The 24,701-nt window shown below is 66.1% G+C and carries 19 protein-coding genes; 7 read left to right on the top strand and 12 right to left on the bottom strand.

Features of this window, described 5'->3' with window-relative positions:
* Window positions 1-39: 39 nt before the first annotated feature.
* The 4 genes from AC3IT0_RS18345 to AC3IT0_RS18330 form a co-directional block, all read right to left on the bottom strand.
* Window positions 40-1,935, bottom strand: a complete 1,896-nt coding sequence (locus AC3IT0_RS18345) for an ABC transporter ATP-binding protein (protein ID WP_489321094.1) — start codon at window positions 1,933-1,935, stop codon at window positions 40-42.
* A complete protein-coding gene (locus tag AC3IT0_RS18340) occupies window positions 1,932-3,740 on the bottom strand; it encodes an ABC transporter ATP-binding protein (protein ID WP_489321093.1) in 1,809 nt (602 codons plus the stop codon). Before AC3IT0_RS18340 ends, AC3IT0_RS18345 begins: the two co-directional genes overlap by 4 nt.
* A gap of 82 nt (window positions 3,741-3,822) precedes the next feature.
* Entirely contained in the window at window positions 3,823-4,770 is a 948-nt protein-coding gene (locus AC3IT0_RS18335) for a metallophosphoesterase (RefSeq protein WP_489321092.1), read from the bottom strand.
* Window positions 4,771-4,775: 5 nt separating this feature from the next.
* Complete coding sequence (locus AC3IT0_RS18330) at window positions 4,776-7,022, bottom strand: transglycosylase domain-containing protein (RefSeq protein WP_489321091.1); 2,247 nt, start codon at window positions 7,020-7,022, stop codon at window positions 4,776-4,778.
* A gap of 37 nt (window positions 7,023-7,059) precedes the next feature.
* On the opposite strand from AC3IT0_RS18330, the gene sp36 reads away from it, so the two are divergent.
* From sp36 to AC3IT0_RS18315, 3 genes are read left to right on the top strand one after another with little or no spacing between them, the layout of a single operon-like run.
* Complete coding sequence (sp36, locus tag AC3IT0_RS18325; protein ID WP_099093395.1) at window positions 7,060-7,215, top strand: Sp36 family protein; 156 nt, start codon at window positions 7,060-7,062, stop codon at window positions 7,213-7,215.
* A gap of 2 nt (window positions 7,216-7,217) precedes the next feature.
* A complete protein-coding gene (locus AC3IT0_RS18320) occupies window positions 7,218-7,775 on the top strand; it encodes a RidA family protein (protein WP_489321090.1) in 558 nt (185 codons plus the stop codon).
* Window positions 7,776-7,792: 17 nt separating this feature from the next.
* Entirely contained in the window at window positions 7,793-8,704 is a 912-nt protein-coding gene (locus AC3IT0_RS18315) for an NUDIX hydrolase (protein ID WP_489321089.1), read from the top strand.
* Between the two features lie 544 nt (window positions 8,705-9,248).
* Here the strand turns inward: AC3IT0_RS18315 and AC3IT0_RS18310 are convergent.
* Window positions 9,249-9,926, bottom strand: coding sequence for a Crp/Fnr family transcriptional regulator (locus tag AC3IT0_RS18310; protein ID WP_011693220.1), 678 nt, complete (start codon window positions 9,924-9,926; stop codon window positions 9,249-9,251).
* Window positions 9,927-10,190: 264 nt separating this feature from the next.
* Here AC3IT0_RS18310 and AC3IT0_RS18305 point away from each other — a divergent pair, with 264 nt between their 5' ends.
* A complete protein-coding gene (locus AC3IT0_RS18305) occupies window positions 10,191-11,375 on the top strand; it encodes a MarP family serine protease (protein WP_489321088.1) in 1,185 nt (394 codons plus the stop codon).
* A 42-nt stretch (window positions 11,376-11,417) separates the two neighbouring features.
* Here AC3IT0_RS18305 and aroQ read toward each other — a convergent pair whose 3' ends face one another.
* The 5 genes from aroQ to AC3IT0_RS18280 all read right to left on the bottom strand — a co-directional run bounded on the left by aroQ (window position 11,418) and on the right by AC3IT0_RS18280 (window position 17,581).
* Window positions 11,418-11,897: a type II 3-dehydroquinate dehydratase gene (gene aroQ / locus AC3IT0_RS18300; RefSeq protein WP_489321087.1), complete on the bottom strand. Its 480-nt coding sequence runs from the start codon at window positions 11,895-11,897 to the stop codon at window positions 11,418-11,420.
* Window positions 11,898-12,014: 117 nt separating this feature from the next.
* The gene (locus AC3IT0_RS18295) at window positions 12,015-14,213 is read right to left on the bottom strand and encodes an alpha-galactosidase (RefSeq protein ID WP_489321086.1); all 2,199 of its coding nucleotides are present in this window, start codon (window positions 14,211-14,213) and stop codon (window positions 12,015-12,017) included.
* Window positions 14,214-14,316: 103 nt separating this feature from the next.
* Entirely contained in the window at window positions 14,317-15,657 is a 1,341-nt protein-coding gene (locus AC3IT0_RS18290) for an ABC transporter substrate-binding protein (protein ID WP_489321085.1), read from the bottom strand.
* Between the two features lie 45 nt (window positions 15,658-15,702).
* Window positions 15,703-16,629: a carbohydrate ABC transporter permease gene (locus AC3IT0_RS18285; protein ID WP_489321084.1), complete on the bottom strand. Its 927-nt coding sequence runs from the start codon at window positions 16,627-16,629 to the stop codon at window positions 15,703-15,705.
* A gap of 10 nt (window positions 16,630-16,639) precedes the next feature.
* On the bottom strand, window positions 16,640-17,581 hold the full coding sequence (locus AC3IT0_RS18280) for a carbohydrate ABC transporter permease (protein WP_489321083.1): 942 nt from the start codon (window positions 17,579-17,581) through the stop codon (window positions 16,640-16,642).
* Between the two features lie 213 nt (window positions 17,582-17,794).
* On the opposite strand from AC3IT0_RS18280, the gene AC3IT0_RS18275 reads away from it, so the two are divergent.
* The gene (locus tag AC3IT0_RS18275; RefSeq protein ID WP_489321082.1) at window positions 17,795-18,994 is read left to right on the top strand and encodes a Gfo/Idh/MocA family protein; all 1,200 of its coding nucleotides are present in this window, start codon (window positions 17,795-17,797) and stop codon (window positions 18,992-18,994) included.
* Window positions 18,995-19,011: 17 nt separating this feature from the next.
* Entirely contained in the window at window positions 19,012-20,031 is a 1,020-nt protein-coding gene (locus AC3IT0_RS18270; RefSeq protein WP_489321081.1) for a LacI family DNA-binding transcriptional regulator, read from the top strand.
* A gap of 19 nt (window positions 20,032-20,050) precedes the next feature.
* Here the strand turns inward: AC3IT0_RS18270 and AC3IT0_RS18265 are convergent, their stop codons facing one another.
* Both AC3IT0_RS18265 and acs read right to left on the bottom strand, forming a co-directional pair.
* A complete protein-coding gene (locus AC3IT0_RS18265) occupies window positions 20,051-20,836 on the bottom strand; it encodes a DeoR/GlpR family DNA-binding transcription regulator (protein ID WP_489321080.1) in 786 nt (261 codons plus the stop codon).
* 145 nt (window positions 20,837-20,981) lie between these two features.
* Window positions 20,982-23,009, bottom strand: coding sequence for an acetate--CoA ligase (gene acs, locus AC3IT0_RS18260; RefSeq protein ID WP_489321079.1), 2,028 nt, complete (start codon window positions 23,007-23,009; stop codon window positions 20,982-20,984).
* A 407-nt stretch (window positions 23,010-23,416) separates the two neighbouring features.
* Here acs and AC3IT0_RS18255 point away from each other — a divergent pair, with 407 nt between their 5' ends.
* On the top strand, window positions 23,417-24,700 hold the full coding sequence (locus tag AC3IT0_RS18255) for a hypothetical protein (protein WP_489321078.1): 1,284 nt from the start codon (window positions 23,417-23,419) through the stop codon (window positions 24,698-24,700).
* Window position 24,701: the final 1 nt, after the last annotated feature.

The raw sequence follows: 24,701 nt of genomic DNA, 5'->3' as shown, positions 1-24,701 counted from the left end.
AGCGGACGCCGGGCCCGGATGCGAAATCGGCCCCGCCGGTCAGACCAGGGAGTCCTTCCAGGCGCCGTGGAGATCTGCGAAGCGTCCGCCGCCGCCGATGAGTTCCGCCGGCGTTCCGTCCTCCACCACGCGGCCATCGTGGACCACCAGCACGCGGTCTGCGGTCTCGACGGTGGAGAGACGGTGCGCAATGATCAGCGCCGTCCGGCCGCTGCCCGCGGCAGCGGAGCCAGCAGCAGCCCCAACAGCAGCAGCGCCAGGCGCACCTGCTGACGTGCCGGCGTCGGACGTTGCCCGCAGTAGGCGCGCCAGGCCGCTCTGGACGAGCCGCTCCGAGGGGATGTCCAGCGATGAGGTGGCCTCGTCAAGGATCAGGACCGCCGGCCGGGCCAGGAACGCCCGGGCGAAGCTGATCAGCTGCCGTTGCCCGGAGGAGACCCGGCCGCCGCGCTTGTTGACGTCGGTGTCATAGCCCTCGGGGAGTTCGGTAATGAACTCGTGGGCGCCCACGGCCCGGGCTGCATCCTCGATTTCCGCGCGGGTTGCCTCCGGCCGGCCGAGGGCAATGTTGTCCGCCACGGAGCCGCTGAACAGGAACGCCTCCTGGGTGACCATCACGATGTTCCGGCGCAGGTCCGTGGTGGTCAGGCTGCGCAGGTCCACGCCGTCCAGGGTCAGGGAGCCGGAGGAGACGTCGTAGAAGCGGGCGATCAGCTTGGCAAGCGTCGACTTGCCTGCGCCGGTCTCCCCCACCAGGGCCACGGTCTGGCCGGCGGGGATGTGCAGGTCCATGGTGGGGATGACCACCGGGCCGTCCCCGTAGCGGAACTCCACACCCGTGAAATCGATGGTGCCCCGGGCATCGCGGAGTGCTACAGGGTTCTTGGGCGGGCGGACCGTGGGTACCTCCTCCAGCAGGCCGGAGACCTTCTCCAGGGCCGCCTGGGCACTCTGGAAGGAGTTGTAGAACATGGCCATCTGGTCCACCGGCTGGAAGAAGCGCTTGGTGGACAGGATCAGCGCCAGCAGCACACCCACGGCAAGGTCCCCGCCAAGGACACGGAACCCGCCGAACAGGAGCACCACGGCCACGCAGACGTTTCCGATCAGCACCAGGCCGGGCTGGAAAACGCCGTTGAGGTTGATGGAGCGAACGGTCACCAGGCGGTAGTCCTCGGACAGCTGGCCATACGTCCCGGCGTTCTCGGTTTCCTTGCGGAAAGCCTTGACGGCGCGGATCCCGGTCATGGTCTCCACGAAGTGCACAATCAGCCGGGCCGAGACCACCCGCGATTCACGGAACGCGATCTGCGAGTGCTTCTGGTACCAGCGCGACAGGAAGAACATGGGGACGCCCGCGGCCAGGACGATCAGCCCGCTGCGCCAGTCCAGGGCAAACACCGTCACAGCCGTGAAGACCATAAACAACAGCCCGGAGGCCAGGGAGCTGACACCGGAGTCGAGGAGTTCCCGCAGCGCTTCCAGGTCCGAGGTCTGCCGGGCGATGATCCGGCCGGACGTGTACTTCTCGTGGAACTCCAGGCTCAGGCGCTGGGTGTGCCGGAAGACCCGGACCCGCAGGTCCAGCAGCATCGCCTGGCTGAGCCGCGCGGTGGAGGTGACGTAGAGGGCGGTGAGTCCCGCCGTGGCGACCGCCGCAAGCAGGTAGGCGACGCCGGTGAACACCAGCGGGAGGTTGTCACCCGCCTGCAGCGCCGGGAGCGCGTGGTCGATGCCGAACGCGATCAGTGCTGGCCCGGCCACACGCGCGGCCTGGGACAGGACCACGGTGGCGATGGTCAGCCAGAACCTGAGCCGCACCGGACGGATGAGCGTGGCCAAAAGGGCGAGCGACCGCCGTCGTACGGTTTTGCTTTCCGATTTACTGAGGTGGGCATTGTCCTCATTGGCGGTCCCGAAGGTTGCGTTACTCATCGGATGCTGTCCTCTGACTCGTCCTCAAGCTCCGACAGTTCCGAATCCAGGTCCCGTGGTTCCTCGTCCAGGCTGGCAATGACATAGCGGTAATGGGGGTTGTGCGCCAGCAGGTCCGTGTGGGTTCCGACGGCGGCAATCCGGCCGTCCTCGAGCAGCGCCACGCGGTCGGCCAGCGCCACGGTGGACGGCCGGTGCGCGACGATCAGCGTGGTGGTGTCCTTCAGGACCGCGCGGAGCCGGGTCTCCACGAGCTCCTCGGTGTGCACGTCCAGGGCGGACAGCGGGTCGTCCAGCACCAGGACCCGGGGCCGCGCCGCGATGGCCCGGGCAAGGGCAATCCGCTGCCGCTGCCCGCCGGACAGGCTCAGGCCCTCCTCGCCGATGAGGGTGTCCACGCCCTCCGGCAGCGAGTATGCGAAGTGCGCCTGCGCCACATCCAAAGCTTCGTCCAGGGCTGCCTCGGTCCGGTCCGGCGCCCCGAGGAGCACGTTGTCGCGGACGGAATTGGAGAACAGTGTGGTGTCCTCGAACGCGACGCCCACCACGCGCCGGAGCCCGTCGACGTCGAACTCGCGCAGGTCCACGCCGTCGATGGTGATGGAGCCGTCGGTGACGTCGTACAGGCGCGGGACCAGCTGGATCAGCGCACTCTTGCCGCTGCCCGTGATGCCCACCAGCGCCATGGTTTCACCCGGCCGGACGTCCAGGCAGATCTCGTTGAGGATGGGCTTATCCGGTGCGTCCTCGAACGCGAACGTGGCTTTGTTGAAGCTGAGCGCGCCGTTCAGCTGCGACGGGGTGCGCGGCTGCGGGGGACTGGTGATGGTGTTGACCGAATCCATGACCTCGAAATGGCGGTCGACGGCGGATTTGGCGGTGAGTGCCATGGCCAGCAGCATGCCGGAGAATTCCACCGGCGTCGCAATGACGGCGGCGGTGGCGAAGAAGGCCACCAGGGCGCCGATGCTCAGCTGGCCGCTGGCGCAGAGCATCACGCCCACCACCAGCCCGGCGCCGAGCGCGAGTTCGGGCAGCAGGGTGACCACCAGGGTGAACGTGGCCTGGTGCTTCGCCTTCACGATCTCGGTCTGGCGGAGTTCCTCGGCCTGCCCGTTGAAGTTCTCCAGGGCCTCGCGGCTGCGGCCGAAGGCCTTCAGGACGCGGATGCCGTGGACGGATTCCTCCACCGTGGTGGCGAGGTCGCCGGCCTGGTCCTGGCTGCGCCGAGCCACCTTGCTGAAGCGGGTCCGGAACCGGAAACCGTAGGCCATGATGGGCACCGCGGCGGCCAGGAAGATCAGGGCCAGCTGCCAGCTCATGGAGAACATGGCCACAATGCCGATGACCACGGTGAGTGTGGTGACCACCAGCATAATGGCACCGAACGCCATCCAGCGCCGCAAGAAGTTCAGGTCCGTCATGGCGCGCGACAGCAGTTGGCCGGATCCCCAGCGGTCGTGGAAGGACACCGTCAGGTCCTGCAGGTGCCCGTACAGCGAAACCCGCATCCGGGTTTCCACGGTGGTGGCCGGGTTGATCACAAACTGCCGGCGGAGGGCCACGAGTCCCGCCTCGGCGATGCCCAGGACCAGGATTACGACGGCGGCAGTCCAGACCGCGTCCGACGCGCCACCGGGTTTGAGGGACTCATTGACGAGGACCCGCAGCACCTGCGGGATGGTCAGCGCCACGACGCTGGCCAGGAGCGCGCAGAGGAGCCCCATCACCAGCCGGGGGATGATCGGCCTCACGTGAGGATAAAGACGGCTGATGGATCTGAAAAATGAGGTCTGCTTGGCCATGCCCGCTTCTCAAGCTCTAAATCGAATGTAGTTTCCCGTAGCAACTACCCTATGCCATGGCGTGAGCAGGTTCACGCGAACTTTATTCGGGTGAGGTGAGCGTCAGCAGGACGGCCTCGGGTTTGCAGGCGATGCGGATGGGAGCGAACCGGGAGGTGCCGATGCCGCCCGAGACGTTCACCGGCGTCGTACGTCCGTTGCTTTCCCAGTTGTTGAGTCCCTTGGCCCGCCACGTGGGGAGGTCACAGTTGGACACCAGGGCACCGTAGCCGGGGATGCAGAGCTGCCCGCCGTGGGTGTGGCCCGCCAGCAGCAGGTCCGCGCCGTCCTGCGTGAAGTGGTCCAGGACCCGCTGGTAGGGGGCGTGGATGACCGCAACCCGGAGGTGCGCGTTCAGGTCCTGGTCACGGGTGCCGCGGGGCCAGCCCGCGTAGCGCTCCCGGTTCAGGTGTGGATCGTCCACGCCGGAGAAGTCGAAGCGGATCCCTTTCAGCACCACCGACTGGTGCCGGTTGGTGAGGTCCACCCAGCCGCCCATGCCGAAGCCCGACCGCAGCCGCGGCCAGTCCAGCTCAGTTGCTTTGGGCTTGGCCTTGGACGGGCCCAGCAGGTAGGACGCGGGGTTTTTGAGGCTCGGGCCGAAGTAGTCGTTGGACCCCGGGACGAACACGCCCGGAAATTCCAATAGGGGGCGCAGGGCCTTCAGCAGGGGCTCCACCGCCTTGACATGGCTGAGATTGTCCCCGGTGTTGACCACCAGGTCCGGCTCCAGCGACGCCAGCGACTCGAGCCAACGCGCTTTGGTGTCCTGGCCCGGGACGAAGTGGATGTCGCTCAGGTGCAGGACGCGGAACGGCGCGTGGCCCGCCGGCAGGATGGGCAGTGTCTCCTCGCGCAGGACAAACTGGTTCTTCTCCCACAGCCCGTAACCGAAGGCGGCGAGACCCGCTGCCGTCCCCGCGCCAGCGGTGACGGCAAAGCCGCGCCCGATGTTCCGGACGCGGCTGGCCAATATAGGGCTAACTGCCATGGACGCTAGTCCTTCTTCTCGCTGTTGCCGGGCGCGGCCGGCGCCGTGGCAGGCGCGGTGGCCTGCGTTGACGGTGTGGTCCGCGCAGGCGTTCCGCTCACCATGTTGGTGGGCGGTGCCGTGAACGCGTTGGTGCCATACGCCGGAGCGACCTGGGCCATGTACTTGGAGAACATGGGACCGGCGATCATGTAGCCGTCGATCGCGGCGTAGCGCTTTCCGTTGATCGTCAGGTTCCGGCCGGGCCGGAGCTGGTCACCCAGCGGGTCACCGAACCATGCCGCAGTGGCCACACCGGTGGTGAAACCGACCACCCAGGTGGAGCCGTTGGTGTCGTTGGTGCCGGTCTTGGCAGCCACCGGGAAGTTGGTCTTCGTGGAGAGCCGCGGCTGGATGAGGGATCCGGACCCCTCGTCCAGGACCTTCTGCAAGGCATACGCAACACCCCGGGCGACCTCCGGTTTGACGGCGTCCCGGCAGTTGGTGGCCTGGGCCGGGAGCTGTGCGCCGGTCTGGTCCGTGACAGAGGTGATGGCGATGGGTTCGCAGTACTTGCCGTCGTTAGCGAACGTGGCAAACGCGGAGGCCATGGTCAGCGGGGCGGTCTGCGTGGAGCCGATCAGGTTGGCCAGCGTGGTCATCTTGACCTGCGGGTTGGGATCTTCAGGCGTGGGCAGGCCACCGTGGATTCCGACCGCATCCACGATCTTTTGGATGCCACAGAGGTCAACCTGCGCCGCCGAGGCGAACGTCGCCGTGTTGATCGAGTTCTGCAGGCCGTACAGGACCGTCATGCTCCGGTAGTAGCCCTCGTCGGAGTTCTGCAGGTCGAAGCTGCCGGGGATTCTGGCGTCATACCAGCCCACGGTGGGGTTCGGGCAGGTGTTCTTCCAGGGGAAGTTCTGCGGGTACTTGCGTGTGGCGCCGTTGATGTTGGTGTTCATGGACTTGCCCTCGTTCACCCACTGGGCGAACGTGAAGGGCTTCATGGTGGAGCCGGGCTGGAATCCGCCCAGGCCGTTGAGGTCGTTGCCGTCCTTATCCAGCTTGTCCACGTTGAAGTTCTGCGTCTGGTTGAACTTGCCTTCGGTAGGCAGGAACGAGGTGTTCTGTGCCATGTTCAGGATCTTGCCGGTGTTGGGCTGCACGGACACGATGGACGCGCCCCAGTTGTCCGGATTGACGCCTGCCGCCGCATCAGACTCGACCTGTGCGACGTTCTGGGCGTTGACGTCCAGTGTGGTGGTGATGGTCAGGCCGCCACGGAAGATCTTCTGTTCGCGCTCTTTTGCGTCCGCACCGTAGGCCGGGTTGTTCAGCAGCAGGTGCAGCACATAGTCGCAGAAGTAAGGTGCCGTGCTGGCGTAGGCGCAGCCCTGGCGCGACTGAGTGATTTTGGGCTCAACCGGGGTGGCCACGGCGGCGTCGTGATCTGCCTGGGTGATCTTTCCCTGGTCCAGCATCAGGCCCAGCACCAGGTCGCGGCGCTTTTTAGCGTTGTCCGGGTTGGTGATGGGGTCAAACGCTGACGGGCTGTTGACGAGCCCGGCAAGGAGTGCCGCCTGCGGGAGGGTCAGATCCTTGGCCGTGCTACTGAAGAAGAATTTGGACGCGGCCTCGATGCCGTAGGCGTCGCGGTTGAAGAAGACGATGTTGAGGTAGCCCTCAAGGATCTGCTCCTTGGAGAACTCCTTCTCCAGGGCGATCGCGAGCTTCATTTCGCGGAGCTTGTCTCCCACACCCTTGTTAACACCGTTGAGCTTGATGTCGTCAGTGTTTCCCTCGGCAGCGAGGTTGGCGTTGAGCACGTTGTTCACGTACTGCTGGGTGATGGTGGAGGCACCCTGTTTGTTGCCGCGGGCCGTGCTGACCATGGCGCGGAGGATGCCGGTGGTGTCCACCCCGCCATGGTCGTGGAACCGGCTGTCCTCGACAGCGATGATGGCTTCCTTCATGAACGGCGAGATCTGGTCGAGGGCAACCTTGGTCCGGTTTTCCTCGTAGAGGTTCGCGATCAGGCTGCCGTCCGCGGCGAGGATCCGGGTGGACTGGCTCGGCGGGTCCACCTGCAGCTCTGCCGGGAGCGTATCGAAGAACTCGATAGAACCGCTTGCCGCGCTGCCGGAAACGGCTGCGGCCGGGACAAGCAGGCCTGCCACCAGGACACCACAAATCGCGCTCACGCCAAGGAAACCAAATATCTTTCCGAGGGTAGTGGCCGTGTCGAAAATGGGGTTCTTACGAGTCACCATGTTTTCCACTTTACCGGCAACGACTAGTCTTTAGCTCATGACCAAATGGGAGTACGCGACGATTCCGCTCATTATTCACGCCACGAAGCAGATTCTGGACCAGTGGGGAGAGGACGGCTGGGAGCTCGTCCAGGTAATCACCGGACCCGACGGCAACGGCCTGGTTGCCTACCTCAAGAGGGAGAAGCAGTAGCGATGAGCACCCCCGCAGAGACCACCCCCGGCCCTGTATCCACGCCGGAAAACACGTCTGAGTCAGCGCCGGTTTCCGCCGTCGAGAAGCGCCTCGCCGAGCTGGGCCTGACCCTTCCCGAGGTTGCCGCTCCCGTCGCCGCCTACGTCCCGGCCATCATCACCGGCAGCCACGTTTACACCTCCGGCCAGCTGCCGTTTATTAACGGCAAACTCGAAGGAACCGGCAAGGTCTCCACCGGCACGGAGGGCGCTTCCGACGAGCCCACAGTGTCCCCGGAGGACGCCAAGGCCTACGCCGCCGTCTGCGCCATCAACGCGCTGGCGGCCATCAAGAGCGTCATCGGCGATCTGGACCGCATCACCCGCATCGTCAAGGTGGTGGGCTTCGTGTCCTCCGATCCGGCCTTCACCGGACAGCCCGGCGTCATCAACGGTGCGTCCGAGCTCCTTGGCCAGGTCTTTGGTGAAGCAGGCCAGCACGCGCGCTCCGCCGTCGGCGTGTCCGTCCTGCCGCTCGACTCTCCCGTAGAGGTCGAACTGATCGCTGAATTCAGCTAAGGACCCGGTTCACTCAATTGCCTCAGCTCGCCCGACGCTTGTTTGCCCTTCCTCCGGATCTTGAAGGGGCTGCCCAAAGCTGGCTCGAACACGGCGAGCGGACCCCGCGTGCCGCCCGCTATGCCTCGTCCGTGGTGCTGCTGCGGGACTCGCCCACCGGCCTGGAGACGTGGCTGGGGTACCGGCCCGGCTCCTCGCCGTTGGGCGTCCTCGCGTTCCCCGGAGGTTCCCTGGAGGCGTCCGACGACGACGCCGTCGGCTGGCTGGGCCCCTCACCCCAGCACTGGGCCGAGCAGATGGGGGCGGACGACGTCGGGCTGGCGCGCCGCCACGTGGTGGGCGCCATCCGCGAACTGTTTGAGGAAACCGGCGTGCTCCTGGCCGGGCCGGACATGTCCACCACCGTGGAAGCCACGTCAACGCAGGACTGGATGCGTGCCCGCGTGGCCGTTGCCGACCAGGAGAAGACCTTCACGGAGATGCTCGCCAAGCGGGGACTCTCGCTGCGGACCGACCTGCTGAAGCCGCTCGTCAACTGGCGCAGCCCCGACTTCGCGCACCGCCGCTTCGACACCCGCTATTTCGCCGCCACAGTCCCCATGAACCAGCAGCCCAGCCTGCTGGAGAGCAAGGGCGTCTGGGGCCGCTGGGTGTGCGCCACCAAGGCCATCGCCGCCCGCAGCACCACTGCCCTAGGCGATGAAGTGGGCCAGGAGAACACCGAGGGCCTCATCCTCAGCCAGCTCCTGGTGCCGGGCTCGGAGATCATGCTGGAGAAGATGGCCGCAGCGAACGGCTGCATCGCCTACCTCAGCTACAAGCGCAAACCCCACGTGTACCAGGCGCGGCTCGTCGACGAAGAGGGCACGCTGATGCTCGAAGTCGAAGCCGCCAAAACCGTAGCCGGAGACCCCCAGCGCGAACGCTAGGTGGCCCGCGGTTCGGGTTGAGTCCGCCGGACAGCGGCCCTTCGCCGTCGCTTAGCGCGTAGGTCCCTTCCCAACGCTCGCAAGCTCGCGCCGGGGCCCTCGGGACGACGCTTACGACGCATAGGGGAGCGCCGCGATGCGCTCCTACGCGAACGACCGCCGTCCGGCTCGAACGCTCTCTCACTTAACGTCGGTTTTTCGGCAACGCTCTCTCACTTAATGCGGGTTTTTGGGCAACGCTCTCTCACTTGATACCCCCCGTCGGCATCGCCAAACGAATGGCCAGGTAAGAGAGCATCCGGTATTTTCCCGCAGTATGTGAGAGAGCGTTTGCCGAAAACGTGCAGGACGTGAGAGAGCGTTTCCCCTGAGGCGGATTGCGGGCCTTCGCGGAGGAGCGCATCGCGGTCGACCGCGGCGCGGAGGTCGCCCAGCGACCGGAGCGGTGCCTTTCGACCGTGTCTAAGCGACGGCGAAGGGCCGTCTTCCGCCGTAGGTGAGCAAACACAAAAGGCCGCCCGAAGGCGGCCTCAGTGATTGGTGCTTAGCGGGAGCGCTGGCGGAGGCGCTGCATGTCCAGGATCACTACGGCACGGGCTTCGAGGCGGAGCCAGCCGCGCTGGACGAACTCTGCCAGGGCTTTGTTGACCGTCTCGCGGGAGGCGCCTACCAGCTGGGCCAGTTCTTCCTGCGTGAGCTCGTGGGCTACCAGGACGCCGTCCGTTGCCGGGCGGCCGAAGCGGTCGGCCAGGTCGAGCAGGGCCTTGGCCACGCGGCCGGGGACGTCGGAGAACACCAGGTCCGAGAGCGAATCGTTGGTGCGGCGCAGGCGACGGGCCAGGGCCTGCAGCAGCTGCGCCGAAACCTCGGGGCGCGTCCGCAGCAGGGCGTTGAGGCTTTCGTTCTTCAAGCCCGCCAGGCGGGTTTCGGAGACAGCCGTGGCCGTGGCGGTGCGGGGGCTGGGGTCAAAGAGTGCCATTTCGCCGAACAGTTCACCCGGGCCCAGGATGGCGAGCAGGGACTCCCTGCCATCAGGGGACGTGCGGCCCAGCTTCACCTTGCCGGAGACGATGAAGTAGAGCTGGTCGCCCTGATCGCCCTCGCGGAATACCGATGCACCGCGGGAGAGGTCCACCTCGGTCAGCTCGTCCGTCAGCAGTCGGAATGCTTCGTCGTCGAGCGTGGCAAATAGGGGTGCTCGGCGCAGTACCTCGATGTCCATGAAATCTCCTGAATAAAAAGTGTCGGCTATGGCGCTTTTGCCATTGTTTCAGAATTTTCAAGGTTCTGTGACGTACTTGGCAGCGGAAACGCCGCTGACAGTGTGTAATGCGGGCACGATCCGTCGCCCGGCCGCGCCCGGGGTGTGATTTTCGCAACCGAACGTGAGGCGGACCTGGCCCGAATGGGCGGGGGACTGGCGCCCACAGAACAATGTCAGGTTGCGCCACTAGAATTGGGAATCAACCGTACTAGAGGAGCGTCAGTGTTTGGCTTGACTGTTCTGGACCTGGCGCTGATCCTGGCCCTGCTGTCTTACCTGATCTATGGCCTGCGCAACGGCTTCCTGGTCACCCTCGGCGGTATCGCCGGCTTTGCCGCGGGCGCCGTGGCCGCATTCTTTGCCGTTCCGCTGGTCAGCGACTTCGTGGATGACTCCGGCTGGAGGCTGACCGCCATCGTGGCCGCCGCCGTCGTACTGATGGCCCTGGGCCATGGCATCGGCACCATGATCGGGCGCAAAATCCGCGGCGCCGTGCGGATCAAGCCGCTGCGGGCGGTGGACCGGCTGGTGGGCGGGGCCGTCAATGTGGTGGTCTCGGCGCTGGTGATGTCCATGCTCGCTTTCAGCGTCAGCGCCCTGGGCGTTCCGTTTGTGTCCCAGCAACTGGCCGAGTCCAAAGTCATTCGGTACATCGATGGGCTGACGCCTGTCCCGTTGAAGGCCACCATGGCGCAGCTGCGGTCCACGGTGATCGGCAACGGCATCCCCACGCTGCTTGAAGGCCTGGACCAGGGGCAGCCAGTGGCGGTGCCCAACGCGAGCACCGATACGCCGGCACTGAACCGGGCCGCGCAGTCAGTCCTGAAAATAGCCGGCACCGCCTACCAATGCGGGCAGAACCAGACCGGCACGGGCTTCGTGGTTTCCCCGGGCCGGGTTGTGACCAACGCCCATGTTGTGGCGGGCGTGTCGCAGCCGGTGGTTGAAATTCCCGACGGCGGCGCGATGCCCGGGCGGGTGGTGTACTTCGACACCAGGCACGACCTCGCCGTCCTGGCCGTTGACGGGCTGCCATCCGAACCGCTGACGCTGACGTCCGACCTTCCGAACGGCAGCCCGGCCGCCTTCGCGGGGTATCCCCATGGTGGCCCGTTCAAGTCCAACCCTGCCACCGTCCAGGACATTACCTCGGTCCTGGTCCCCGATATCTACGGCGAAAACCCGGCCCCGGAAGCGATCTACCGCCTGGCCGGCGACGTCCAGCCAGGAAACTCGGGCGGCCCGCTGCTGACCATGGAGGGCCTGGTGGCCGGCGTCATTTTCGCCAAGGCAACCTCGGACACCGAAATGGGCTTCGCCATCACCATGGATGACGTGTTCCCGGTGGCGTCCCAGGCCGCAGGCCTCAGCGCTCCCGTCTCCTCCGGGCAGTGCATCCAGAAGTAGTTTCCAGCACTAACCCGGTGGCCTGAGCCGCTCGGCGCCGGGCTACAGCGTCTCGGCGAGGTAGTCGATGGCGAGCTTGTAGCCGAAGACCCCGGCGCCCACGATCACCGCGGCGCATACCGGGGACAGGAACGAGTGGTGCCGGAATTCCTCACGCTGGTGCACGTTGGTGATGTGGACCTCGACGGCGGGAAGCTGCACCGCTGCCAGGGCGTCGCGCAGGGCCACAGAAGTGTGGGTGAAGGCGCCGGCGTTCAGCACAATCCCGACGGCGGTGCCGCGGGCTGCGTGGATGACGTCCAGGAGCACGCCCTCATGGTTGGACTGGACGCATTCCACCGTGAAGCCGTGGGCCTGCGCCGTAGTGGCGGCCAGTTGCTCCACGTCCGCGAGGGTGGAGGTGCCGTACTTCTCGGGTTCGCGGGTGCCCAGCAGGTTGAGGTTTGGGCCGTTGATCACGAGGATGGTGCCGCGCCCGTCCGTGGAGGCAGATGCGGAGTCAGCGGTGGTGGCTTCAGTCATGGATGCAAATCTAGCGCTTGGGAAGGACTGCCGCTCATTTTACTCCGCCCAAGCCCATCGACTGCTCCGTAGGCGCCCTTTTCAGCGGGCAAAAGGGCGCCCTTGGAGCAATCGATGTTAGAGGGCCGTGAACCTCAGGACCAGGGCGTGTTCCGGGTTGAGGATGGGCATGGGCAGGCCTACCTCGGCCAGAAAGCGGCCACCCGCGACGGCGCCGTGCGCGAGCCAGGCCGGTGGCTGGACCTGGGTGAACGTGTGGGCGTAGTCGGCGTCGCCGGGCGCCGGGAAGATGGCTTCCACCCGGTAGTCCCGCTCCGGTTCCAGACCGGGGACGGTGATCCGTCCGGTCTGTTCAGCGAACGCGGTGCCGGTGCTGACCAAGGCGAACAGCGCCGCCGTCGTGCCTGGGAGAACGGTGCCCACCGAGGCGCCTGCCGAGGCCACGACGCCGTGCAGCAGCAGGGAATCGCCGGGGACATCCGCACGCACCATGCGCCCGGAGTGGATCAGGCCGCGGTGCTCCTTGTAGAGGGCGATGAAGCGTTTGAGTTCCTCGCGCTCGGCCCCCTGGACCCCGCGGACATCCCACTCCATGCCGAAGTGGCCAAACAATGCGGTGATGGCGCGGAAGGACAGGTCGTGGGTGCGGGCGGTGGTGTGCGAGGTGGTGGGGCCGACGTGGCCGCCCACGAGTTCCGGCGGGACCACCAGCCCGGTCCAGCGCTGGATGGTCTGCCGTTCCAGGGCGTCGTTGCAGTCCGAGGCCCAGATGCGGTCGGTCCGTTCCAGGATGCCCAGGTCCACCCGGGCGCCGCCGGAGGAGCAGCTTTCAATTTCGACGCCGGGATGGGCCTTCTTGAGTTCGTCAAAGAGCCGGTAGGCGGCCAGGGTCTGTTCGTGGACCGAGGAGCGGCCGGCATGGCCGTGCTCCAGCTGGTCCCGGTTCTGGTCCCATTTGAGGTAACTGATGTTGTTCTCCCGCAGCAGGGCGTCCACGCGGTCGAAGATGTACTGCCATGCCTCGGGGTTCACGAGGTCGATCACATGCTGGTTCCGCCATTCAATCGGCAGGCGGCCGCCGTCCTTGTGCGAGACGGCGGAGGGACCGACGATCCATTCGGGGTGCGCTCGGGCAATATCGGAGTCCAGGTTGACCATTTCCGGTTCCACCCAAAGCCCGAATTCCATCCCGCGCGAGGTCACGGCATCGATCAGGGGTGTGAGGCCATCGGGCCAGAGTGACTCGTCGACGTACCAGTCGCCCAGTCCGGCGTGGTCGTCGCGGCGGCCGCGGAACCAGCCGTCGTCGAGCACAAAACGCTCCACGCCCAGCTCGGCGGCGGAGTCGGCCAGCTCGATCAGGGTGGACAGGTTGTGGTCGAAGTAGACCGCTTCCCAGGTGTTGAGCACCACGGGGCGGGGCTTGCCGGGTTGGGCAGCGGCCGGCAACACGTGGTGCTGGCGGGACCGGAACCAGCTGTAGAACGCCTCGCTGATGCCATCCAGGCCGCGGTCCGAGTATGCCGCGAACAGGGCAGGCGTGGTGTAGCTGGCGCCGGGTTCCAGGACGATCTCGGCCGGGCCCAGGAGCTCGGAGCCGCCGATCATGGTGCGGCCATCGCCGATGCTGTCCGCGAACTGCTCGTGGTTGCCGCTCCAGGCCAGGTGCGTGGCCCAGACCTTCCCGTGGCGGTTGCCGAAGCCGGCAGTGCCTGCGGCGAAGAGCAGCGAGGAATCATGCCCGGTGCGGCCGTGCCGGCCGGTGCGGACCCAGGTGCCCTGCTGGATGGGGCGGCGCTGCGGGTGGCGTTCCCGGCACCAGCGTCCGGTCAGGTCAAGGAGTTCGACGGCGTCCGGCGCCACCGGGAGGACAGTGGCCAGTTCGTCGAGCTGGTATTGCGTGGCGCCGTCGTTGGTGACGGTGTGCCGAAGCTCCAGCAGGCCGCCGTCGTGCAGTGTCAGGTCGGACGAGACGGTGAGGCCGGCGTCGGAATCGGCCTGGACGACGACGGCGGAGTTGCCCTCGGCGCCCGCTGTCACGACGCGGAGGCGGGCCGAAAAATCAAGGCCGGAGACGCCGTCGGCGAGGCGGTGGCCACGGAGGGCGGGACGGCCGCGCCAGCTGGAGGACGCCTGCGGCAGGAGCCCGGCGGGCACGTTGGCGTCGATGGCCGAGTGCGGGATCGGTTCGCCGAGGATGGCGAGGTCCGGCAGCGTGCTGCCAAGATCGGCGCCCCAGTGGATGACCTCGGCCTCTCCGCTGTCAAAGCTCATCACCAGGCTGGTGCCGGCGGAACGGAGGTGGAGGGGGTCCATAAGCTGTTGTCCTTCTGCGGAGTGCGGGGTGGGAAGGTAATGCGTGAGGATGCGCGCCGCGGGAATTCATTGCCCGCGGCGCGCAGCCGGTAAATCGGGTGGCCTACTTGAAGAGGGCGTTGACCTGTTCGTTGGCCTGGGTCAGGGAAGTGGCCGGGGCCTTGCCGGACACCACGGCGTCCATGGCGGGCTCCATGATGCCCTTGACCTTGGCGGTGTTGTCCGTGATCGGGTACAGGAAGGTGCTCTTGTTCTTGACGTGCTCGGTGAACGCGGAGACGTCCACATCCTTTGCGGCGAAGGCCGCGGCAGCCTTGTCGGAGGAAGCCTTGAGCGCGGGGAAGACGACGGCCTTGGACGCTACGACGTCCTGGCAGTCAGCCGAGGCGAGGTACTCAACCCACTTGATCGAGGCGTCCTTCTTCTTGGTTCCGGCCCAGATCGAGTCGGCCAGGCCGTTGAACATCGAGGCACGCGTGCCTTCAGGGCCCACCGGAGTGGGGGCGATGCCCACCTTGATGCCCTGGTAGCCGGTGTACTGGCCGGTCATCCACGAACCGTGCGCGTTGATGGCCGACTTACCGGCCGCGAAGGTGTCGGCCATGCTGGCGCCGACAGTGGTTTCCAGCTTGGGCATGTAGCCCTTTTCCACCAGCCCGGCGAACCAGTCCATGCTCTCCTGGAACATGGGGTCGTCGTAGTTGTAGTGCGTGCCCCACGGGTTCTTGTCCGTGTGGGACCAGCCGGTGGTGTTGGTGAGGTAGCTCCACTCCGTCTGCCCGGACGAGTCGCCGCCGCCGTTGAGGCCCAGGCCGTAGACGGCCACGTTGTTCTTGTCGAAGCCGGCCTCGTCGCCGCGCTTGCCGTTTTTGTCCACGGTCAGGTGGGCGATGACCTGCTCGTACGTGCCGCCGTCCTGGGGGTTCCAGGTGAGGTTCTTCATCTGGTCTTCGGTGACGCCGCCGCTGGCGAGCATGGCCTCGTTGTAGAACAGGCCGATGGTGTCCCAGTCCTTGGGCAGGCCGTAGCGCTTGCCGTCCTGGCCAACCCAGAGGTCCGCGAGGCCCTCGTTGTACTTGGAGAGATCGATGTTGTCCTTCTCGACGGCGTCGTCGATGGCCAGCAGCTGCTTGTTTTCGGCGAGCTCGCCGTAGCGTCCGAGGTGGTTGGTGAAGACGTCCGGGGCGGTGCCGCCCACAAATCCGTTGGTCAGGGTGCTCCAGTAGTCGTCCCACCCGCGTTGGGTGATCTTGACCGAGATGTCCGGGTTGGCCTTCGTGAAGTCATCGGCGCACTGCTGGTAGGCGGGCAGCTGGTTGGCGTCCCAGAGCCAGTAGTTGATCTCGCCCTTGGCTGACTCTGCCGAGGAGGAGGAGCCGCCACAGGCGGACAGGGACAGCGCCACAACAGCGGCGACGGCGACGGCGCCGAGGGATTTCTTCATGGTTCTACTTTCCGTTGGGGAGTTGGGGAGTGGGGTTTGGGGGGACTACTTGATGCCGGAGAAGCCGATGGAGTTGACGATCTTCTTGCCGAAAGCGGCGAAGAGGATCAGGACAGGCAGGGCCGAAACCAGGGTCGCGGCCATCAGGCCGGACCAGTCCGGGGAGCCCTGCGGTGACTGTGATTTGAAGACGCCGAGGCCCACTTGCAGGACGCGCACGTCGTCCTGGGAGCCGACGAGCAGCGGCCAGAAGTATTCGTTCCACTGGCCGATGAAGGTCAGCAGCGCCAGGGTGGCGATGGGTGCTGCGGCGTTGGGGAGCACGATCTGGAAGAAGATGCGCAGGTGCTTGGCGCCGTCGAGCATTGCTGCTTCCTCGACCTCGCGGGACATGTTCAGGAAGAACTGGCGGAGGAAGAAGATGGCGAACGGAGTCATAAAGACGTAGGGCAGGACCATGCCGAGCATCGTGTTGAGCAGGTCCAGGTTCTTGATCAGCAGGAAGTTGGGCAGGGCCGTGAAGATCGGCGGGACCAGCATGGTGCCCAGGAACAGGCTGAACACCGCGTTCCGGCCCCGCCAGCGCAGCCGGGCAAAGGCGTAGGCGGCCATGGCGCTGAAGAATACGGCTCCGGCAGTGGTGATGGACGAGAAGATGATGGAGTTCTTCAGGTACAGCCAGAAATCGATGGTGGCACCGGAACCCCCTTCGGCGATGGCGTCCGCCGGGCTCTGCAGCCCGAACACCCGCATGAAGGCGCCCCACGTGAACTCGGCGGGAAGCAGGCTGGCTGACTGGGCGGCCAGTGCCGAATTTGTGGACAGTGCCGTCCGCAGCACCCAGAGGAACGGGAGGACGGAGACTGCGATGGCCAGGACCAGGAGGGCCCAGGCGCCGGCGCGGCGGGTGTTGAACGGACGACGGCGGCGGGCCGGGGCCTGCAGCGGTGCGCGGCTGGTGGTGGATGTCATGGGGGACTCCTTAGTCCAGGTCCGACTCGTTGCCCTTGAGGAACTTCATCTGGATGAAGGCCACCAGGGCGAGGATGAGGAAGAGAATGACGGCGATGGCGGATCCGTAGCCGAAGTCCGACTCGGTGAATGCCCGCTGGTAGATGTAGTACTGGATCACGCGGGTGGCGTTGACCGGTCCGCCCTGGGTGGTGACGGCCACGGTGTCGAAGACCTGGAAGGACCCGATCACGGTGACCACGAGGACCAGTACCAGGACCGGGCGGAGCAGCGGAATGGTGATCTTGCGGAAGGTCTGGAACGCTGAGGCGCCGTCGAGTTTTGCGACCTCATAGATGTTGCCGGGGATGGCCTGCAGGCCGGCGAAGATCAGCAGGGCGGTGTAGCCCATGTGGCGCCAGGTGTTGATGACTGCCTGGGTGGGGATGGCCCACTCTTCGCTGCCGAAGAACGCCACACGGGAGAGTCCGGCCCATTCGATGAACTGGTTGACCACGCCGATCTGATAGTCGAGCATCCAGAACCAGAGCAGCGCAGCGATGACGTTGGACATCAGGTAGGGCAGGAGCAGGGCGCCGCGGATGAGTGTGGACTTCGCGACCTGGTGCATCAGGAGGGCCAGGCCAACTGCCAGGGCTGTCTGGAGGACGATATTGAGGAAGACGTACTGGCCGGTGACGGCCAGAGAATTCCAGAACAGAGGGTCCTTGGCGATCGCCGTGTAGTTGTCCATCCCCACCCAGGTCGGGTCTCCGAGGATGTTGTACTCCGTGAAGCTCAAGTACACGCCGCGGATGGTTGGGACAACGTAGAAGAAGATGAACCCGATCATGGCCGGGGCGATGAAGAACAGGGCGATCTTGAGGTCGCCGAGCCGGCGGTAACCGCCGCGCGGCTTGGGGGTTCCCGGCTGGGGCGGGGCGGATCTCTCGGGTTTGGCAAGGGTGGTCATCGTCGACCCTTTCCTGACTGTGATGTGGATAACAACTGGTGAGAAATCTACACGAGTAGATCAGGGGTGGCAAGCGCCAATTTTCTCGCTGTATTCACAGGGATTCATCCAGTGACTGGGGCATTGACTCGAGTAGATTGGAGTGAAACACTGGGAATCCTGATGGACAGCGCTTGCCCGGCGCGCCACCAACGCATCCAGGGAAGGCAACCAATGACGTTTTCAATCGGCGTAGTAGGAGTTGGCCAGTTCGGCGGCCAGTTCGCGCACCTCTTCAATCTCCACCCCGGCGTCAGCGCCGTCCATGTGGTGGATGAGCTGCCGGAGCGGTCGGCCGAGGCGGTGGACCGGTACGACCTGGCGGGGTCGGAGGCGAGCTTCGAGGACCTCCTTGCCTCCGACGTCGACGCCGTGGCCATCTTTACGCAGCGCTGGACGCACGGTCCGCTGGTGGAGCAGGCGCTCCGCGCCGGCAAGCACGTCTATTCCGCTGTCCCCATGGCCATTTCCGAGGAGGAAATCGCCAGGATCATCGGCGCTGTCCGCGAAACCGGCCTCGTCTACATGATGGGGGAGACCAGCTACTACAACCCGGCCACCATCTATGCCCGCAAGCAGCATGCGGCCGGTCGCTTCGGGCGGATCTTCTACACTGAGGGCGACTACGTCCACGACATGGACCTGGGCTTCTACGACGCCTACCAGTACAGCGGCGGTGACCGCTGGAAGGAAACCGCCAGCTACCCGCCCATGCTGTACCCGACCCACGCGGTGGGTGGAGTCCTCGGCGCCGTCCCCGCCCACGCCGTCAGCGTCAGCTGCGTCGGCGTCAAGGATGACCGCAACGACGGCGTCTTCGACAAGGAAGTCAGCATGTTTGGCAACGACTTCTCCAACGCCACGGCCCTTTTTGAACTCAACGACGGCGGCGTGATGCGCACCAATGAGATGCGCCGCGTGGGCTACCCCTCACACATCAGGGAGTCCCGGTTCCGCTTCTTCGGGACGGAGGCCAGCTTTGAACAACTCGCAAATGTCACGGTCTGGCAGGACAAGGAAAACGTCCACGACATTTCCGGGCAGTTCGAAACCCGGCCCAGCATGTCCCTGGATGACCCGTCGCTGGCCAAGGTTGCACCGGAACTGAGGGACGCCTTCGTCTCCGGACTCTCGCCGGTCCATGATGCCGACCGGCTTCCGGAGGAGTTCCGCGGCGCACCGAACGGCCACGAGGGAAGCCATCACTTCCTGGTGGATGACTTCGTGACGGCGGTCAACACCGGCACACTGCCGCCGGTCAACGCCTGGGTTGCCGCCCGGTTCACGCTGCCCGGCATCGTGGCGCACCAGTCCGCCCTCCGCGGCGGCGAGCGGCTGCCCATCCATGACTTCGGCGACGCCCCGGGGATCTGATAGCTAGCATGTACACCATGACGACTCCCGTAGTGCAGGCCCCGCGCGGCCCGGTAACCCGCAAGGACGTTGCCCGGTACGCGGGCGTCAGCACCGCCGTCGTCAGCTATGTGGTCAACGGTGGGCCCAAGAAAGTGGCTCCCGCCACCGAAGCGAAGGTCCAGGACGCCATCCGCGTCCTGGGCTATCGCCCCAACGCGGCGGCGAGGGCCCTCAAACTCGGATCCAGCGAGACGCTGGGGCTCATTGTGCCGGACAACTCAAACCCGTATTTCTCAATGCTGGCACATGCCGTGGAGGACGCCGCCGCTGAGCGGGGCTACGCGCTCGTACTGACGAACTCCGACGGAAACCTCGCCAAGGAGCGCCGTAACGTCCGCAACCTGGCGGCGCGGCAGGTGGACGGAGTGGTGCTGGCCAGCGTCCTGTTCCAGCCGGACCTGGAGGAGCTGGAGAAGGCCGACATCCCCTGGGTGCTGCTTAACCATGACCGCGAGGTGGCGGGCGTCAACAGCATCGGGGTTGACCTCGAAGCCGGGGCACAGATCGCAGTGGAGCACCTCCTGGGGCACGGGCACACCAACATTGGCCTGGCCATGGGCACCAACGTCGGCAACGACGTCGACGGCCGTGAACTGGGCTGGCTGAAAGCGCTGAAGGAGGCAGGGCTCCCCGAAGGGCCGATTGCCCGCAGCGACTTCACCCGGCCCGGCGGCTACGAAGCAGGGAAACGGCTCCTGGCCTCAGCCAATCGGCCCACGGCGATCTTCGCGAGCTCGGACATGCAGGCAGTCGGCATCCTCCGCGCGCTCCATGAGGCGGGAGTTGCCGTGCCCGGAGACATCGCGCTGACCTCCTTCGACGGCTCCGCCGAGGCGGAGTACACGTGGCCGGGGTTGACCACCGTGGAACAGCCGGTCCGGGAGATGGCCGAGGCCGCCGTCGAAGGCATCCTGGGTGCGCGGCGCAAGGCCGCACCGCAGCAGCTGATGTTCCCCACGAAGCTCCACATCCGCCAGTCCTGCGGCTGCCCGTGAACCAAGAGCTGTTGGGTCCCTAGCCCGCGATCCTGATCTTGCCCACGCGCTCGCCGAGGATGCGCTGGGCTTCGGGGCCCAGCCCGGCGTCGCTGATGACCTCATCGGCCGCGTCCAAGGGGGCGATGGTGCTGATGCCCAGCAGCCCCCACTTGGTGTGGTCGGCCAGGACCACAGTTTTCCGGGCGGCGGCAACGAACGCCCGGTCCGTCTCGGCCTCCAACAGGTTGGGGGTGGTGAAGCCGGCGTCCGCGTCCATGCCGTGCACACCCAGGAACAGCACGTCCAGGTGCAGCTGCTTGAGTGCCGCCGTTGCGATGGGTCCCACCAAAGCGTCCGACGGCGTGCGCTCGCCGCCGATCAGGATCACGGTTGACGCGAAGCGGGCCGAGCCGCCGGACGCGGCGTGGTGGAAGAGATCCGCGATGCGCACGGAATTGGTGACCACAGTGATCTGCGGGCCGTTCACGAGCTCCTTGGCGAGGGCCCAGGTTGTGGTCCCGGCGCTGAGACCCACGGCCATGCCCTCATGCACCAGGCCGGCGGCCTCCAGCGCAATGGCCCGTTTCTCCGCCGTCAGCTGGGTGGACTTGAGCTCGAAGCCAGGCTCGTGCGTGCTGACATCACCCGGAACCTTGGCGCCGCCATGGATGCGCTCCAGCCGGCCGCCCTCCTCCAGCAGTTCGATGTCCCTGCGCACCGTCATCAGCGAAACACCCAACTGCTGCGCCAAGTCGGACACGCGAACAACCCGCTCCCGCTGGACAGCATCCACAATGGCTTGGTGTCGTGCAGCGGGGAGCATCGGGGGATCCTTTTAGTCAGTTGACGGGCTGCTCCCAAGTCTAGGGTGCCCTGTGGTGGGGACTGGCAGTTATCCGGCAGCGCGCGTCAGAGCGAGGAACGAGCAGCGCGCAGAGGATGAGTGACAGTCCCCACCACCCACAGACCTACTTCCGGAGGGACGCCGCGATCTGGGCCATGACGGTGTTGTCGGCCAGGGTGGTGGCGTCCCCGACTTCGCGGCCTTCGGCGACGTCCTTGAGGAGGCGGCGCATGATCTTGCCGGAGCGCGTTTTGGGCAGTTCCGGGACCACGAGGATGGTTTTTGGCTTGGCGATGGGCCCGATTTCCTTGCCCACGTGGTTGCGGAGTTCGGCGATGGTGGCGTCGCCATTGTTGACGGCGTCGCCGCGCAGGATCACGAACGCGACGACGGCCTGGCCGGTGGTCTCGTCCGCGGCGCCTACTACGGCGGCTTCGGCCACGGACGGGTGGGAGACCAGCGCGGATTCAATTTCGGTGGTGGACAGCCGGTGCCCGGAGACGTTCATAACGTCATCCACGCGGCCCAGGAGCCACACGTCGCCGTCCTCGTCCTTTTTGGCACCGTCGCCGGCGAAGTACATGCCATTGAAACGGGACCAGTACGTCTCCTTGAACCGCTCGGGGTCGCCCCAGATACCGCGGAGCATGGCGGGCCAGGGCTCCCGGATCACCAGGAAGCCGCCATGGCCGTCGGGTACGGATTCGCCGTTCTCGTCCACGACGTCCACGGCGATGCCGGGCAGCGGGACCTGGGCCGAGCCGGGCTTCGTGGCGGTCACGCCGGGCAGCGGGGCGATCATCTGGGCGCCGGTTTCGGTCTGCCACCAAGTGTCCACGATGGGTGTTTTGTTGCCGCCGATGACGTCCCGGTACCACATCCAGGCCTCGGGGTTGATGGATTCGCCCACGGACCCGAGGACCCGCAGGGAGGTCAGATCGTACTTGTCCGGGATGTCCCGGCCCCACTTCATGAACGTGCGGATGGCGGTCGGGGCGGTGTACAGGATGGAGACCTTGTACTTCTCGATGATCTCCCACCACCGGCCCTGGTGCGGGGAATCCGGGGTGCCCTCGTACATGACCTGGGTGGCGCCGTTGATGAGCGGGGCGTAGGCGACGTAGGAGTGGCCGGTGACCCAGCCGACGTCGGCCGTGCACCAGTACACATCCGTTGCGGGGTGCAGATCGAACACGGCCTTGTGGGTGTAGGCGCCCTGGGTGAGGTAGCCGCCGGTGGTGTGCAGGATACCCTTGGGCTTGCCCGTGGTGCCGGAGGTGTACAGGATGAACAGCGGGTGCTCGGAGTCGTGCCCCACGGCCTTGTGGTCTGCGGAGGCCACCCCGACGGTGTCCGCCCACCAGTGGTCCCGGCCCTCGTGCCAGTCCACGTCCTGGCCGTTGCGCTTGACCACCACAACGTTCTGTACTGTGTGCGCGTCGCCCTCGCGGGACAGGGCATCGTCCACGGCGGCCTTCAGCGCGCTGGGCTTGCCCCGGCGGTACGTGCCGTCGGCGGTGACCACGAGCTTGGCCTCGGCGTCGTCGATCCGGGACCGGAGCGCGTCCGCGGAGAAGCCACCGAACACCACCGAGTGCACGGCGCCGATCCGGGCGCAGGCCAGCAGCGTGATGACGGCTTCCGGGATCATGGGCAGGTAGACCGCTACTCGGTCACCCTTGGCCAGGCCGAGGGATTCGAAGGCGTTTGCTGCCTTCTTGACCTCTTCGGTGAGCTGGGCATACGTGTACGTGCGGGTGTCACCGGGTTCGCCCTCGAAGTAGATGGCCACCCGGTCCCCGAGCCCGTTCTCCACGTGGCGGTCCAGTGCGTTGTACGCGGCATTGACTTCCCCGCCCACGAACCACTTGGCGAACGGCGGGTTGGACCAGTCCAGCGCCTGGTCGAAGTCCTTGCTCCACGTGAGCAGCTCGCGCGCCTGCTTCGCCCAGAAAGCCGGGCGGTCGGCGTCGGCCTCTGCATAGTCAGCGGCGGTAACCACGGCGTCGGCAATGAATTCTGAGCTGGGGGCAAAAGCACGGTTTTCGTGCAGCAGGTTTTCAAAGGCGTCGCCCTGCTGGTCACCCTGCGGGTTGTTTTGCACGGAAGCTGCGGGGGCGGTGGCCGTGGAGCCGGGAGTGTCCTGAGACATGGTGAACCTCATCATTCATCGGTCTTTTCAGCGGCTGCCGTCGCCCGGCCGTCCTCCGCCGCTTTGCGCGGCATTGGGCAGCGGCCGATCACGGACATTCCGCAAAGAGCTGTTCCGGAATCAAGCCTAATACGTGCCGGGGCCGCGATGTGTTCGCTGTCACAAAGGCGCCCGCGAACGGCATTTATTTAGCGGTGAATGGTTAAAGGACCCTCCTCGCTGGCGTCCTGCCGCTGCGGATCAGCTAGTGATCGGCCATGCGGTTGACTAGGCTGAGATTGAATTGTGACTTTCTACGGAGCTGTCGGATCCGGTGTATCACTGCCGGGCCTGGCCGTTGCCGCCGTTTCGGACGGCACAGTTTTGGGACGGAACCGTCCCGGTGCCGCCACGCTAAGGAGTACAGAATGAACCAGCAAAGCTTCGGCCAGAAATTTGGCCGCGCAACCGAGGCAGGGCCTGGCACCACCCCGGGGGGCGGCTCGGCGAAGGGCGTACAGAAGCCGGCCGGCGCCAAGCTCGGCACCACCAATCAGGCCGTGCTGGGTCCGTTCACACTGCGGGATCTGACGGTTTTCGCCGCCACCCTCATTCTGCTGGTGGCCTCGCTGCTGCCGATGTTCTTCGGCCGGTTTAATCTCTGGAATGCCGGCAGCCTGTTCTTCCTGGGCCTCGGCATTGTGTTGCCGCTGATTGTCACGGCACTCTTTGTTGCCCGCCGGCTCGCTCCCGCCACGAAGGTCCGCATCGGCTCGCTGTCCGTTGACCAGTTTGCGTCTGTCGTGGCTTCCTTTGCACTGGCGTTCTTCTTCGTTTCCACGGCCGCGGGCTATGTGCCCAGCCTGTTGGTGGGCCTGGTGGGTTCCGTAGTGCTGTTCGCGGGGACCGTGCTGAGCCGGTTCATCCCGTACTTCGCCGGCGACTTCCTGGGGCGCGACGAATCCCCGGCCCACATAATGGCGCGCGACTCGGCTGTTCCGCTGCCCAAGCCGCACACGCCCAAGGAACCCAAGCCTGCGGCCGTCCCCGCAGCTTCCGCGCCTGCAGCCACGTCTGCGCATGCTGCCGCCCCCGCTGCTTCGGCTGGGGCCTTTCCCGCCCCGGCTGCCTCTGCCTCAGCTCCGTCAGCAGCCGTCTCCTCCGCCCCGGAGGTCAGCGAGTGGGCACCTGCCGGTGACACGAGTCCCGCAACCCAGGCGGCCGACGTCGTGCCTTCCCCTTCGGTGACGGGCGCCTCCGCGACTCCCGCCGTTGCGGAGACTACGACGGGTGACACCCCGACGGCGGCTGCGGCTGCCCCTGCGCCGGCCGCTGCGGCGTCCGCCGCTGCTCCTGAAGCCACAAACCACGACGCCGGCACGGGCGTGGCTGCCTCGGCTCGCCAGTCTGCCCAGGAACCTGCGGCCACGGCCGTACACCAGCAGGTGCGCAGCGCGGAGCCCATCGGCGCCACCGTGGATCCGGCATCCAGGCCGGAAGAATCGTACGAAGAGCCGGCGCATGAGGCGTTCTGGTTTGCCGTGGCCCAGCACCGGACCGCGGTGGACCCCCAGACCGGTGCCCCCGCCTTTGTGATTGAACCGGGCGGCTGGGTGCTGGCCCTGGAGGACCGGGGCCACGAATTCCTGGTCCAGCACACCGACGGGCGGGTGGGCGTGCTGCGCGACCTCAGCAACATCGAGCGCGGCTAGC

Source organism: Pseudarthrobacter sp. KH_020_B, from assembly GCF_057840185.1.
The sequence above is the reverse complement of the archived record's forward strand: the minus strand, read 5'-3'. Positions and strand labels throughout refer to the sequence as shown.

Bases quoted from the DNA above. Each gene is read 5' to 3' on its own strand.
- AC3IT0_RS18320 (WP_489321090.1), top strand. From the start codon at position 7,218: ATGAGCACCCCCGCAGAGACCACCCCCGGCCCTGTATCCACGCCGGAA.
- aroQ (WP_489321087.1), bottom strand. From the start codon at position 11,897: ATGACTGAAGCCACCACCGCTGACTCCGCATCTGCCTCCACGGACGGG.
- AC3IT0_RS18255 (WP_489321078.1), top strand. From the start codon at position 23,417: ATGAACCAGCAAAGCTTCGGCCAGAAATTTGGCCGCGCAACCGAGGCA.
- AC3IT0_RS18275 (WP_489321082.1), top strand. From the start codon at position 17,795: ATGACGTTTTCAATCGGCGTAGTAGGAGTTGGCCAGTTCGGCGGCCAG.
- AC3IT0_RS18335 (WP_489321092.1), bottom strand. From the start codon at position 4,770: ATGGCAGTTAGCCCTATATTGGCCAGCCGCGTCCGGAACATCGGGCGC.
- AC3IT0_RS18270 (WP_489321081.1), top strand. From the start codon at position 19,012: ATGACGACTCCCGTAGTGCAGGCCCCGCGCGGCCCGGTAACCCGCAAG.
- acs (WP_489321079.1), bottom strand. From the start codon at position 23,009: ATGTCTCAGGACACTCCCGGCTCCACGGCCACCGCCCCCGCAGCTTCC.
- AC3IT0_RS18285 (WP_489321084.1), bottom strand. From the start codon at position 16,629: ATGACATCCACCACCAGCCGCGCACCGCTGCAGGCCCCGGCCCGCCGC.
- AC3IT0_RS18290 (WP_489321085.1), bottom strand. From the start codon at position 15,657: ATGAAGAAATCCCTCGGCGCCGTCGCCGTCGCCGCTGTTGTGGCGCTG.
- AC3IT0_RS18345 (WP_489321094.1), bottom strand. From the start codon at position 1,935: ATGAGTAACGCAACCTTCGGGACCGCCAATGAGGACAATGCCCACCTC.
- AC3IT0_RS18340 (WP_489321093.1), bottom strand. From the start codon at position 3,740: ATGGCCAAGCAGACCTCATTTTTCAGATCCATCAGCCGTCTTTATCCT.
- AC3IT0_RS18280 (WP_489321083.1), bottom strand. From the start codon at position 17,581: ATGACCACCCTTGCCAAACCCGAGAGATCCGCCCCGCCCCAGCCGGGA.
- AC3IT0_RS18310 (WP_011693220.1), bottom strand. From the start codon at position 9,926: ATGGACATCGAGGTACTGCGCCGAGCACCCCTATTTGCCACGCTCGAC.
- AC3IT0_RS18295 (WP_489321086.1), bottom strand. From the start codon at position 14,213: ATGGACCCCCTCCACCTCCGTTCCGCCGGCACCAGCCTGGTGATGAGC.
- AC3IT0_RS18330 (WP_489321091.1), bottom strand. From the start codon at position 7,022: ATGGTGACTCGTAAGAACCCCATTTTCGACACGGCCACTACCCTCGGA.
- sp36 (WP_099093395.1), top strand. From the start codon at position 7,060: ATGACCAAATGGGAGTACGCGACGATTCCGCTCATTATTCACGCCACG.
- AC3IT0_RS18265 (WP_489321080.1), bottom strand. From the start codon at position 20,836: ATGCTCCCCGCTGCACGACACCAAGCCATTGTGGATGCTGTCCAGCGG.